Below are 12997 nucleotides of genomic sequence, written 5' to 3'. Positions count from 1 at the left end.
CATGCAGGCTTCACCCTTTTCTCACTGGCCGCTGATCGGGCCCTTGGCCGATCGCTTGTGGCCCTTGGTGATGTGGTTTTTGCGCTGGCGCTATGCCCGCTTTGCCGTGGTGGGTGCCAGCGGCACGGTGGTCAATATGCTGGTGTTGTATGTGTTGCAAGAGTGGTTGCTGCGCGGCATCGAGCCCGCTCAACAACGCTTGTATTTGTCGCTGGCCGGGGCGATTGCCTTGGCCACGGTGAACAACTTTTGCTGGAACAGTTGGTGGACGTGGTCGGACCGTTTGGACGCAGACCAAGCCGTGTTGGCACTGGACCGCGCCACCGCCACGCGCTTTGTCACCTATGCCTTGGCTTCGTGGTTGGGCATTGGCATTCAGTATGGGCTGACGCTGTGGCTGTCGGGCCACATGTACTACCTGTTGGCCAACCTGATCGCCATTGTGGTGGCCAGCATCAGCAACTTTGTGGCCAACGACCGGTGGACCTTCCGCCGCCGCCCACCGCCGTGAAATACCTGCCACGCCCCACCCCCATGCCCTGGCTGTGGGCGCTGTTGGTGTTGGCCGTGTTTTTGTACTTGTGGGGCCTGGGTGGCAACCACATGATGCGCAATGGCGATGAAATGGTTTACGCCCACATCGCCCGCATCACCGCCGAAGCCGGGCAGTGGCTGCCCTTGCAGTCTGAGTTGCCGGGCATGCGCAACACCAAGCCGCCGTTGTTGTTTTGGCAGGCCTTGGTGGCGGGCGATTGGGGCCGCGACTGGAGCTTGTGGCAACTGCGCTTGCCCAGCGTGATCTACACCTTGGCGGTGTGCGCCCTGATGGCCGCCACCCTGCGCCGTTTGCGTGTCAGCGCCGCCACCACGCTGTGGGCGGTGCTGATTTATCTGGCCTTCATCGGCACTTTTCGCTACGGCCGCCCCTACCTGACCAGCGCGGCCGAAACCTTTTGGTTTGGCTTGCCCATGTGGTGGCTGCTGTGGCACATCCAACCCGCCCAGCCCGGGGCCCCTCGTTTAGAGCAAGCTTGGGTGTTGCGCCAACCGGGTTCGGTGGCGGTGTGGGTGTTGTTGGGTGTGGCCGTGGGTTTGGGCTTGGCCTACAAATCGTTCGCCCTCATCGCGCCCGTGGCCGCCAGCGTGGCCGTGTGGTGCTTGTGGTGGTCGCCCACGCTGCATGCCGCTGCCTGGTGGTCGGCTGCTTGGCGCACCGCGCTGATGTCGGTGGTGGCGCTGGCCGTGATCGCCAGTTGGTTGTGGCTGGACCCCGACCCGCAAGCCGTGTGGCAAGAATTTGTTTTGGGCGAAAACGCCGGCAAGATGGCCAGCGCCCAGGGCTATTGGCAAAGCCTGTTCAGCTTTTCAGGCTTGGGCAGTTACGCTTTATCGCCTTTGCTGAATGCCGGGTTTTTGGCGCCCTGGGTGCTGGCCGCGCTGTGGTGGGGCACCCGTGCACCTTGGCGGCGCGGCAGTGTGGTGGGGGCTTTGGTGTTGTGGATGTTGGTGTGGTGGTGCGTGTTTTTGTTGCCCAGCCAGCGGTCGGCGCGCTACCTGATTCCCACCTTGCCGGCTTTGGCCATCTGCTTGGCTTTGGTGTTGCCGCGCTTGGGGCGTTGGGCCCATGCGGCCGTGGCGTTGCTGGTGCTGCCCGCCTTGCTGTGGTTGGGCCGGGTGGGCTGGGTGCTCGGCGACTTGGGCGTGGCCAATACCCTTGAGTGGTGCGTGGTGGCACTGGCGGTGTTGTCCGGCCTGGGCGCCGTTCTGTGGTTGGCTTGGCGCCGTGGCCACAGCCCGGCGGCTGCGCTGGCGGCGGTGTTGTTCACCTATGCCAGCTTGACGGCGGTGTTTGCACCCCTCAACGGGCCCAATGGGCAGTACCGTTCCGACGCGGCCCGTGCCCTGGCCCCCACCACGGTGGTGGTGCCCAGCGACTTCAATGCCACGTATGAGGCCTATGCGTTTTTCCTGCCCGGCCACCGTTACCGGCCCGACAACACCCTCAGCCAAGCCTGGGGCCGTGGCGAGGCACCTGCCGGTGCTGGTGTGTTCATTTGGATCGCGCCGACGCCCGATGCCACCCCCACATGCTGGCCTGCGCGCTGCGAGCGTTTGGACCAACGCTGGGACTTGAAGGGCCGTCACGCCCCGGGTGAAGTTCGCTTCGACAACCTGTGGCAACCGCAAGACTGGTTGCTGCAGCGCGAGTGGTTGTTGCGGGTGCGGTGAGGCGCAACTGGTCAATTTTCATGAGCGTTACAGTCATGTGGTGGACTCGTGGGCCCTGTTTGATAGTTATCACCGCCCACCCAAACTGATTGACTGGAGTAAAAAATGAACCCCAAAGACATTCGCACTTCATCTGACCCAGATTTGGCGGGCTCTTACGCGGCCATGCTTCGTGCCGCTAGATCAGCGGAAGACCTGGCCATCAAAACCAATACCAGCATCCTGGTGTCAGTGGATGGCAAAGATGTTGAGTTAAAGGCCGAAGATTTACTCAAATTGCGAGAGCAAGAATCCAGACCTTGAAGTTCGCTTCGACAACCTGTGGCAACCGCAAGACTGGTTGCTGCAGCGCGAGTGGTTGTTGCGGGTGCGGTGAGGCCCTGATCCTTGGGGTGTAATGCCCGGTAATAAAGGCTTGTGTGGGGTTTGTTAACCTCGCGCCCTTTCCACCAGAGCCATTCAGTCCGCATGCGTTTACCCCCTTGCTTCGCCCGTTTCCAAACCATGCTGTGTGTGGTTTGGTTGCTGTGTGTGTCGGCACCGGCTTGGGCCTTGGACCACATCACCGAGCGCAGTTATTGGGAGGACGCTTCGGGGCAGATGGCGTGGGCCGATGTTCAACAGCAAAGCTTTACCCCTTTCAACGGTGTGCTCAGCCGGGGCTACACACCCGCTGCGGTGTGGGTCAAATTGCGCATCACGCCGACTGAGCCACGCCAAGCCAACGACAAGCTGATATTGCGCATCCGACCGGTTTACCTGGACGAAATCCGCTTGTACGACCCACTCGATACCAGCGAGCGCCCACGGGTGGTGGGCGATCGCACCAATTACAGCGACGAAGAGTACAAGTCACTCACCTATACCTTTGTCATCCCCCCAGGCGACGCGCCGCGCGACGTGTGGTTGCGGTTCAAGACCACCAGCACCAGTTTGTTCAATATCGAGGCCTTGAGCACCGACGACATGATGGTTGCCGAGTACCGCATGCTCATGGCCTATTGCCTGGTGCTGGCCTTGATTGGTTTCTTCACCTTGTTTGTTTTCATCCATTGGCTCAACCAGCCCGACAGTTTGTATGGGGTGTTTGTGGTGCGCCATGGGGTGTATTGGGTCTATGCCGCTTCGTTTTTTGGCTTTCACCGCTTCTTCTTGGATGGGTTGATCGATGCCCAAAGCCTGGACTCGGGCTACAACTGGTTGGCCGTGGGTGCGACCGGGTTTTCCATTTGGTACGAAAAGAGGTTTTTGAGCGAATATCAACCGCCGTTCTGGGCACGCTGGATCATCCATGCCTTGTTGATGTGGTCTGGGGTGGCTTGTGTGTTGTTGGCCAGCGGCCATATTTTGTGGGCGCTCCAAACCAATATGCTGCTCAATGCCGCTTCGCCTTTGGTGTTGTTGGTTGTGGCCATGGTGTTCATTGATAAATCCCGCCACGATCCGCGCCGCCAAGCGGCCTTGCTGGACAAAAAAATTGTGGTCACCTACTACACCGCGGTCTCCGCTTTGCTGGTGTTCAGCGTCATGCCTTACTTGGGTGTGTTTTCGGGCAATGAGTTGCTGATCAACGGATTGCCTTTTTACGCCGTGGTGTCTGGCCTGATGGTCACGGTGCTGATGCAGTTGCGCGCCCGTCAGTTGCGTCTGGCCCATGTGCAATACGCCCAAGACCTTTTGCTGTCTCAGCAGCAAACGCAACTCGAAAAACTGCGCCGCGAAGAGCAAAGCTAAATGCTCACCATGCTCATGCACGAGCTGAAAAATCCATTGGCCGTGATCGACTTGGCCCAACAAGGCAGCACAGACATGGCCACCAAAGGCTATGTGGCGCGCCATGTGGGCATCATCAAAAATATTTTGGACCGCTGTCTGAGTGCCGACCAAATCGCTCTGGGCAAGCTCAATATCAACATGCAAGTCGTGCGCTTGGGCGACGCGCTGGCAGATCTGATCGACCAGCACGGGGATGCAGGCAAGCGCATCCACATGGATAACCCCATCGGCAAAGCCAAAGTGCAAACCGATTACCAGTGTCTACAAATCATCATCAATAACTTGATCGACAACGCACTGCGTTATGGCGACCCTGCGCAAGCTGTGACCTTGTCGGTGCGAGCCCAAGCCAACCCGTCTGGGGTGCCCGGTGTGACCCTGAGCGTGTCCAACAAACCTGGGTTGGCGTCTTGGCCCGACCCAACCCGGGTGTTTCAAAAATATTACCGCAGCTCAGGTGCGCAATCCATTTCAGGCACGGGCTTGGGCTTGTTTTTGGTGGCCAGTCTGGCCACCCTGTTGGGAGGCATTTGCCGCTATGCGCCCGACGACACCCATGTGAGGTTTGAGCTATGGCTACCCACCTGAACATTGTTGTTGTGGAGGACAACGACGACTTGCGCAGCTTGCTGTGTGCCGGCTTGCAAAACGCGGGTCATCGCGTCACGGGTTTGTCCTGCGCCGAGGAATTGGAAGACCAGTCGGGTGTCGACCATGTGGATGCTTTTTTGATCGACATCAACTTGCCTGGCGAAGACGGCTTGAGCCTGGCCCGCCGTGTGCGCCGCACCCACCCACTGGTGGGCATCATCATTTTGTCGGCGCGCTCGGCGCTGGACGACAAGCTGCAAGGCTATGACGATGGGGCCGACATTTACCTCACCAAACCCGTCGCCCTGCCCGAGTTGTTTGCCGCCTTGCGCAGTTTTGCTCGACGGCGAAGTGCTACGTTGTCGCACATGGCCAGCGACGCCTTGACCCTGAACAAACTCGATTTGCAAGGACCCTTGGCCGCCGTCAAACTCACCACCCAAGAGGCCTTGGTGCTCACCGCCATGGCCCGCGCCCCGGCCGGGCGTTTGGAGACTTGGCAACTCGCCGATTTGTTGGGCTCCGAAGCTGACGAGGCCTTCAAAGCCAGCTTGGCTGTGCGCATGGTGCGCTTGCGCAAAAAGCTCACCGATGCCGGGGCGCAAGACGCTTGCATCGAGTCTTTGCGCAACATCGGTTATCAATTAACCACACCCGTGACAGTTATGTAGCCCGTAAGTATGAGTTTGTAGTTTGCGGTAATAAAAGTTTTATCGATTTTTTAACAATTTCAGCTGGATCTTGTGTATCCCGCTGAATGACCTCCTCAACCCCCTATTTGCCCTGTCGTATTTTTCTGGTTCTGGCCATGCTCAGTGCTTCGGGCGTGGCCGTGCACGCCCAAGTCAACATCGATGCCGGTTCGATCCTGCGCCAAACCGAGCGCGACCTGGTGGCCCCGCTACCGGTGCCCGGTGTGCAACTGCGCCCCACCGGTCCCCAACGACAAGTCACCCCCAGCGACGCCACCGTGCAAGTGCGCGGCTTCAAGTTGCTTGGCAACACCTTGCTCAGCACCGAACAACTGCTCAATGCCTTGGCCCCTTTCACCGATCGGGTGATGTCGCTGAACCAACTCAAAGAGGCCACCGATGCGGTGACCACCACTTACCGCGAGGCCGGTTGGATGGTGCGGGCGTACTTGCCCCAGCAAGAAATCAAAGACGGCATCGTCACCATCCAAATCGTTGAGGCCATGTTCGGTGCCGTGTCTTTGCCGGGTGCACAACCCCTGCGCATCGAAGCCACCCGCTTGGTGCGCATGGCCCAGGGCCAGCTTGAAAATGGCAAGCCCTTGTACGCACGCCGCCTGGACCGCGTGCTTTTGTTGCTCGACGACCTGCCCGGTGTGGGTGTCACCGGTCATTTGGTCCCCGGCCAGCGCGATGGCGAAACCGATCTGGTGTTGGCGGCCACCGACGACAAGCTGCTCACGGGCAGCACCAGTGTGGACAACCAAGGCTCATTGCGCACCGGTGCTGACCGACTGAGTGTGAACCTGGCCGTCAACAGCCCGGCACGCATGGGCGACGCGCTGGCCATCAACGCCATGAAAACCCAGGGCGTGGACTATCAGCGTTTGGGCTACACCGTGCCTGCCGGTGGTGACGGTTGGCGCTGGGGTGTGCACATGTCCAACCTGAATTACCGCGTGATTTCCGATGAATTCGCCAGCCTCAACCCCAACGGCGCAGCCACCACCTTGGGCTTGGACATCAGCTACCCGCTGTTGCGCACCCTGGTGCAAAACATCAACCTGGCTTTCAGCTATGACGACAAGCGCTTTGACAACACGGTCAATGGCGTGACCACCTCGTATGGCATCAAGGTCTACAACGCCAGCCTGGGTTGGCAGCGCATGGACGGGTGGGGCGGTGGTGGCACCAGCAACGCCAGCACCGTGATGACCACCGGCCAAAAAACCAATGATGCTTCGTACACCAAACTCAACCTGAGCTTGGGCCGGTTGCAAAAACTCAGGCCCAATTTGAGCCTCCATGTCAGCGCCACTGCGCAGGCCAGCAATGTGAACCTGGACTCGTCCGAAAAAATCTACCTGGGTGGCGCCACCAGCGTGCGTGCCTACCCCACCGGCGAGGCCGGTGGCAGCATGGGCCACACCCTGAGTTTGGAGTTGCGCCAACGCTTTGACAGCCACCTCACCCTGGCCGCGTTTTACGACCATGGCCGGGTGCAGGCCAATGTGGACAACAACCTCACGGCAGCGGCCAGCCCTGCCGCTTGGTACTTGCAGGGGGCAGGCCTGTCCTTGGGGTGGCAAAGCCCCCAGGGCGTGGACATCAAGGCCAGCCTGGCCCAACGTGTGGGCAACAACCCCGCCGCGCAAAGCAACGGCAGCGACAACGACGGCACCCTGCGCCTGAACCGCGCTTGGCTCGTGGCGAGTGTGGCTTTTTAAGGAATAGCCGCATGAACCGCGTCCACAAAACCCGTTGGTCGGAGTCGGCACAGTGCTGGCAGGCCGTGCCCGAAACCGCCAAAGCGGCGGGCAAGCGTGCAGTCAAGTCGGCCAGTGGCGGTGTACTGGCCTCGGTGGTGATGGGCTTGGCCCTCACGGGCGGTGCGGGCGCACAGTCGCCACCGGCCACCACCCAGTTGCCCACAGGCGGCACGGTGGCACGCGGCAACGCCACCATCAGCCAAACTGCCACCGCCCAAGCTGCGGCCATGACAGTCAACCAAAGCAGCCAACGTGCGGTCATTAACTGGGACAGCTTCAATTTAGGCAGTGCGGCCAGCATCCACTTTGCGCAGCCCAACGCACAAGCCGTCACCCTGAACCGCGTCAACGACAGCAACCCCAGCCAAATTTTTGGCCGCATCACATCCAACGGCCAGGTGTTTTTGAGCAACCCCAATGGCGTGTACTTCTCGCCCACGGCATCGGTGGATGTGGGTGCGCTGGTGGCCACCACCCACGGCATCAGCGACGATCAGTTCATGGCGGGCAAATACCTGTTTGAGCGCAACGGTGCCACGGGCAAAGTGGTCAACGAAGGGCGCATCAGCGCGGCCTTGGGCGGCTATGTGGCCTTGTTGGCTCCCGAGGTGCAAAACGCCGGTGTGGTGGTGGCCCGTGCGGGCACGGTGGCCCTGGCAGCCGGCGAGGCCATCAGCTTGCAAGTGCAAGGCGGTGGTTTGGCGGGCATCACCACCACGCCCAGCACCATTGCCACGCTGATCGAGAACAAACTGGCCGTGCAAGCGCCCGATGGGCAAATCATTTTGTCTGCGGTGGCGCTGAACAAGCTGCAAGCGGGTGTGATCAAAAACAGCGGCAGCCTAGAAGCCAACAGCTTGGTGAGCAAAGGAGGAAAAATATTTTTGGAAGGTGATGACATCACCTTGGCCAGCACCAGCCAGATCGAAGCCAAAGGCCCCACAGGCGGCGGCACGGTGTTGGTGGGCGGCGACTGGCAAGGCAGCGGCGACATGCGCCAAGCCACCCAGGTGACGATGGCGGCGGGTGCCACCATCGATGCCAGTGCCACCGACAAGGGGGATGGCGGCAAGGTGGTGTTGTGGAGTGATGTGCACAACGCGAACAGCCACACATCCATCGCCGGCACGGTCGTCGCGCAAGGGCATGGCGAGCAAACCAAGGGTGGTCAGATCGAAACCTCTGGTTCAAAGCTTGACATTGCAGACAGCGCAACCATTCGCATGGGCGGCGCGGGTGCCTCGGGTGGTCGTTGGTTACTAGACCCTGTTGATTTCACGATTGCAGCCACTGGCGGCAACATCACTGGCGCAGCACTCGGCAGTTCAATCACGGCTGGAAACACCGTGGAAATCTTGAACACGTCGGGAACCACAGGCACACTTGGCAACATCAATGTCAACAACAACGTGAGCTGGAACAACACAGGTGTTCTTAAGTTAACGGCTTCAGGGGGTGTGACTGGCAGCGGCAATTTCAACATGGGTGTAGCAGGAAACGGCGGCTTAATTTTTAACCAGGCTGGTGCATCCACCTATAGCGGGGTCATTTCTGGCGTGGGTAAATTCACTAAAACAGGAATTGGCACACTTACGATTGGCAATGTCAACACCTACTCGCTTGGCACTTTAGTAGAACAAGGCACTTTGTCTCCATCAGTTCTTAATGCATTTTTTTCCACGAGCCGCATAACTGTCATGAGTGGTGCATCTTTGGACTTAAATGGAATAAATGTCGCTCGGCCAATCACTCTAAATGGTACTGGTTACAACGCTACAGGAGCGTTAAAAAATTCAAGCGTAACCGCAGCAAGCGTGACAGGCGCTGCTGCATCAATCACACTTGAAAGCGACACCACAATAATTGGAAATGGCAGTATCACAATAAATACTCCATCCCAAGTTATTGGCAATAATTATTCCTTGATATTGGGTGGGACTGGCACTTCAAGTAGTTTCAGCGGAACTGCAGTTCTGAACATTGGAACTGGCACCATTACAAAAGTTGGGACTGGTACTTGGTCGATACAGAGCTCAAATACTTTTACTGGCGACGTGTATGTCAACGAAGGGAAATTGACTGCATTTATGGCTAGCGCAAGCTCAACCCCTCTAGGTTCAAGTGTGGGAAGCACAACCGTTAGATCAGGGGCGTCACTGTCTTTTGCCGGCGGTGCCAACGGATTTACCAACACAGTTGCAGAACCGCTGAATTTAAATGGCTTTGGTGTGAACGACGCAACCGGCGCACTAGATAACAGCCAGAATAATGGCGCGACCCTCAATTACACAGGCTCAATCACACTTAGCGGAACAACACGAATCAATGTGACGCGTGCGGCGAATACATTAATTATAAAAAGCACTCTAAATAACGACGTATATGACATTGTTAAAACAGGCTTAGGGACTTTGAATCTTCAAGGTACGCCAACCATGACGACGGTTAGGTCAGTCAAAACAAGCTATGAATTTGTGTCTGCTTCAGATGCGTCATCATGTACCAGCGCATGCTCTAGCGTGTATGGCTCAACGCCAGCGATTTCATATCTTATTTACGATACCGCCGGTGCTTTAACGACAGATACGACCATCACTGGTACAGCAACATTTAACGGTGCCCCAACGAATACTTCTGCTGCTGGTAGTTACAGCTTGACATACAGTTCCGGCCTTTCATCAACTACACACGCTTTATTTCCTAAGACGAGCGCAGTGACATGGACAGTGACCAAAGCGCCCCTGACTGTCACACCAACGATTGACCAGTCAAAAATCTACGGATCTCTGGATCCAGTACTGAGTTATTCGACCTCAACATTGGCTGGGGCAGATACAACTATCGCAGGCCTATCTGGCGCGTTAAGTCGTTTGGCTGGTGAAGCTGCTAGCAATTACACATATTCAGTTGCGAATCTCAGCGCAACAAATTACACCTTCACATTGGCGCCAAGTGCTGGTCAATTCAGTATCACTCCCCGTCCCATCACGCTAACCGCAACACCGCTTAATAAAATCTACGGCAACGCAGATCTAACATTGGCCGCCACCATCACCGCTGGTTCTTTGGGTAGCACGACAGTCAGCGACACGTTGGCTGATGTCACGGGCACACTCACTCGCGCCGCGGGTGAAAACGTGGGTAGTTATAGCGTTGCGCTTGGCACTGGCATCAAAGCTGCCAACTACGCCATCACTTTTGATGCCAATAACCAAGCCTTCAGCATCACCAAGGCCCCGTTGACGGTGACCGCCAACAACGCCATCAAAACCTACGGCGATGCCAACCCGACCCTGAGCGCCACGGTCAGTGGCTTTGTCAACGGCGAAACCTGGGCCACATCGGGCGTGAGCGGCGCAGGCAGCACCACGGCCACGACCGCCACCGCAGTGGGCAATGCCACCATCACCGCGGGGGTGGGCACCTTGGCGGCTAGCAACTACGACTTCAGCAACTTGGTCAATGGCACGCTGACCATTAACAAAGCGCCACTCACCGTCACGGCCAACAACGCCATCAAAACCTACGGCGATGCCAACCCGACCCTGAGTGCCACGGTCAGTGGCTTTGTCAACGGCGAAAGCTTGGCCACATCGGGCGTGAGTGGCGCAGGCAGCGCCAGCACCACGGCCACGACCGCCACCGCAGTGGGCAACGCCACCATCACCGCGGGTGTGGGCACCTTGGCGGCGAGCAACTACGACTTCAGCAACTTGGTCAATGGCACGCTGACCATCCAAGCTGCCAAAGCCGCCGACAGTGAGGCTGTCTTGGTGGTTCAAAAGGTGGTTAAAGAGGTCGCGCCATTGGCCGCGCCGGTGGTCAACAGCCCGGTGATCAGCGTCACCACCAACCCGCCTGTGGCGTTGGTCGTGCCAGTGCCGCCAGGTCCTTCGCCTGAAATCAGCATAGCCCCTCAGTCGCCGGTCGTCGCTGAATTACCACCGCCACCGCCAGTGGTGGCCACCCTGGTGCCAAGCAGCTCACCTGCCAATGTGGACAACCCTGACAACCCAGATGACAAAGACAGACCTGCCACCAACGTGGGCCCGCGCCTTGCGGCCGCCACCAATTTGCAAGGGGAGCAGGTGGCCTATTTGCGGCCAGCCGAGGCGAGTGGCCCCAGCGTGCCCCCGGTCACGACCATCCGGGCTGAAACAGCGGCGCCACCCGCCAGCACAGCGCTGGTGGCCCCCGCATTGCCCCAGGCCCCTGTGCAGGCAAGCACGTCTGCACCCGCCACTGCCAGCGTTCAAGCGCCAACTGCATCTTCCGAAGCGCCGCGCCCCGCGCTCACGGTCTCCAGTGTCATCGCACCCGCTTCAGCACCATCGGGCACCGGGGTATTGGCCATCACCATCTTGCGGGGCAATAACGCCCAGCCCATTTCGGCAGGCGTGGCCTTTGAGCAAAACGCTGACACGGTGAGCTTGCGGGCTGCCGATGCGCCGCCTTTGCCGCCTTCATCGGAGCGTTTGGTGTTCAACGACAGGCTGACCACCTTCATGGTGGCCAACAGCAACGGCACGATGGTGGAGTTCCAAGGCAGTTTGGTGAACAACCGCATGGTCATCGTCGCGCCCAGCGCTGCCGCCAAATTGGTGGCGCAGTCGGACATGAACACCGTTTTGGCTGCTGCCGTGACCAGCCTGGGCCGAGAGTCGCGGGTGATGCTGGCCCAGCTCGATGGCGTGGTGATCGACTTGCGCTAAAGCGTTTGCGGGTGCCGCTGGGTCCAGCGCCAGGTGCCCACGGCCCTTTCCCCCCAAACGGCAACGCTGGAACAGCGGCGGCATAATGCGCAACCCGCCCATCCTAGGCTGGGCCGTTCAACCGCACTTTTGTATTGACCATGAGCACACCCAACCAGCCCCCATCTCCCGCTTTGTACCGCCGCATTGCCACCGAAGAGGCGTTTGCACCGCCCGAGTTGCTGGCGCTGTACCGCAAGGTGTTGGCCACCCCGCCGGTGGACCCGGGTTTTCAGCACCTGATGGGTTTTTACATGAGCAGCCCCAGCGAGCGGGCGCAGCACATCATGCGTTGTTTGCAAGACCTGGACCAAGTGCGTTTGCAACACATGGACGAGTCGGGCATTGACGTGCAGGTGATTGGCATGACCTCGCCGGGCGTACAAATTTTGGACCGCGACACCGCGGTGGGCTTCATGCCCCAGGCCAACGACATCTTGGCCGCTGCCGTGCGCCGCCATCCCACCCGTTTTGTCGGCATGCTTTCGGTGGCACCGCAAGACCCGCAGGCCTCGGCCAAAGAGATCGAGCGCGGTGTCAACCAATTGGGTATGCATTCGGTGATCATCAATTCGCACACCCACGGCGAGTACCTGTCGGACACCAAGTTCTGGCCGATTTTTGAGGCTGCCGAGGCGATGGGCACCCCCATTTACCTGCACCCCAATGCCATGCCGGCCAGCATGATTCAGCACTTCATCGAAGCGGGACTGGACGGTGCGATTTATGGCTTTGGTGTCGAGACCGGCTTGCACGCGCTGCGCCTGATGACATCGGGCGTGTTTGACCGCTTCCCTAAATTGCAAATTGTGCTTGGGCACATGGGCGAGGCGCTGCCGTTTTGGTCTTATCGCTTGGATTACATGCACCGCGCGACGGTCAACTCCAAGCGTTACCCATCGATGGGTCCGGTCAAGCGCAAACCCAGCGAGTACCTGCGCGAAAACTTTCACATCACCAACAGCGGTGTGGCATCGGAAGCGGCGATCAAGTTCACCCAAGACTTGGTGGGCGTGGACCGGGTGCTTTATGCCATGGACTACCCCTATCAGTACGCCGTGGACGAGGTGCGCATCCTGGACGCCATGGACATGTCCGACGATGTGAAGATGAAGTTCTTCCAAACCAATGCCGAGCGTTTGTTCAGCATTCCGCCCGCCAAGTGATGCAGGCCATAGTCATTTAGATT

General features: G+C 58.8%; 9 protein-coding genes. All 9 read left to right on the top strand.

What is annotated here, in order from left to right:
- Position 1 precedes the first annotated feature (1 nt).
- The 9 genes from AC8GFZ_RS07885 (at position 2) to AC8GFZ_RS07845 (ending at position 12974) form a co-directional block, all read left to right on the top strand.
- Complete coding sequence (locus tag AC8GFZ_RS07885) at positions 2-511, top strand: GtrA family protein (RefSeq protein WP_506644047.1); 510 nt, start codon at positions 2-4, stop codon at positions 509-511.
- Positions 508-2229 (top strand): ArnT family glycosyltransferase, encoded by a 1722-nt coding sequence (locus AC8GFZ_RS07880; RefSeq protein ID WP_506644045.1) that lies wholly within the window; start codon positions 508-510, stop codon positions 2227-2229. The genes AC8GFZ_RS07885 and AC8GFZ_RS07880 overlap by 4 nt, the downstream gene beginning before the upstream one ends.
- A 105-nt stretch (positions 2230-2334) precedes the next feature.
- Positions 2335-2532, top strand: a complete 198-nt coding sequence (locus AC8GFZ_RS07875) for a hypothetical protein (protein ID WP_506644043.1) — start codon at positions 2335-2337, stop codon at positions 2530-2532.
- 165 nt (positions 2533-2697) lie between these two features.
- Positions 2698-3963, top strand: coding sequence for a 7TMR-DISMED2 domain-containing protein (locus tag AC8GFZ_RS07870; RefSeq protein ID WP_506644041.1), 1266 nt, complete (start codon positions 2698-2700; stop codon positions 3961-3963).
- The gene (locus AC8GFZ_RS07865; protein ID WP_506644039.1) at positions 3964-4593 is read left to right on the top strand and encodes a sensor histidine kinase; all 630 of its coding nucleotides are present in this window, start codon (positions 3964-3966) and stop codon (positions 4591-4593) included.
- A complete protein-coding gene (locus AC8GFZ_RS07860) occupies positions 4578-5267 on the top strand; it encodes a response regulator transcription factor (protein ID WP_506644037.1) in 690 nt (229 codons plus the stop codon). Before AC8GFZ_RS07865 ends, AC8GFZ_RS07860 begins: the two co-directional genes overlap by 16 nt.
- Before the next feature lie 86 nt (positions 5268-5353).
- Positions 5354-7015: a ShlB/FhaC/HecB family hemolysin secretion/activation protein gene (locus AC8GFZ_RS07855; protein ID WP_506644035.1), complete on the top strand. Its 1662-nt coding sequence runs from the start codon at positions 5354-5356 to the stop codon at positions 7013-7015.
- A gap of 11 nt (positions 7016-7026) precedes the next feature.
- The gene (locus AC8GFZ_RS07850; RefSeq protein WP_506644033.1) at positions 7027-11769 is read left to right on the top strand and encodes an MBG domain-containing protein; all 4743 of its coding nucleotides are present in this window, start codon (positions 7027-7029) and stop codon (positions 11767-11769) included.
- Between the two features lie 140 nt (positions 11770-11909).
- Positions 11910-12974: an amidohydrolase family protein gene (locus AC8GFZ_RS07845; RefSeq protein ID WP_506644031.1), complete on the top strand. Its 1065-nt coding sequence runs from the start codon at positions 11910-11912 to the stop codon at positions 12972-12974.
- Positions 12975-12997: the final 23 nt, after the last annotated feature.

It is taken from the genome of Limnohabitans rimovensis (SeqCode) (assembly GCF_965234775.1).
GTDB classification, from domain to species: Bacteria; Pseudomonadota; Gammaproteobacteria; order Burkholderiales; family Burkholderiaceae_C; genus Limnohabitans; species Limnohabitans rimovensis.
The sequence above is the reverse complement of the archived record's forward strand: the minus strand, read 5'-3'. Positions and strand labels throughout refer to the sequence as shown.

Bases quoted from the DNA above. Each gene is read 5' to 3' on its own strand.
- AC8GFZ_RS07885 (WP_506644047.1), top strand. From the start codon at position 2: ATGCAGGCTTCACCCTTTTCTCACTGGCCGCTGATCGGGCCCTTGGCC.
- AC8GFZ_RS07875 (WP_506644043.1), top strand. From the start codon at position 2,335: ATGAACCCCAAAGACATTCGCACTTCATCTGACCCAGATTTGGCGGGC.
- AC8GFZ_RS07870 (WP_506644041.1), top strand. From the start codon at position 2,698: ATGCGTTTACCCCCTTGCTTCGCCCGTTTCCAAACCATGCTGTGTGTG.
- AC8GFZ_RS07865 (WP_506644039.1), top strand. From the start codon at position 3,964: ATGCTCACCATGCTCATGCACGAGCTGAAAAATCCATTGGCCGTGATC.
- AC8GFZ_RS07860 (WP_506644037.1), top strand. From the start codon at position 4,578: ATGGCTACCCACCTGAACATTGTTGTTGTGGAGGACAACGACGACTTG.
- AC8GFZ_RS07855 (WP_506644035.1), top strand. From the start codon at position 5,354: ATGACCTCCTCAACCCCCTATTTGCCCTGTCGTATTTTTCTGGTTCTG.
- AC8GFZ_RS07850 (WP_506644033.1), top strand. From the start codon at position 7,027: ATGAACCGCGTCCACAAAACCCGTTGGTCGGAGTCGGCACAGTGCTGG.
- AC8GFZ_RS07845 (WP_506644031.1), top strand. From the start codon at position 11,910: ATGAGCACACCCAACCAGCCCCCATCTCCCGCTTTGTACCGCCGCATT.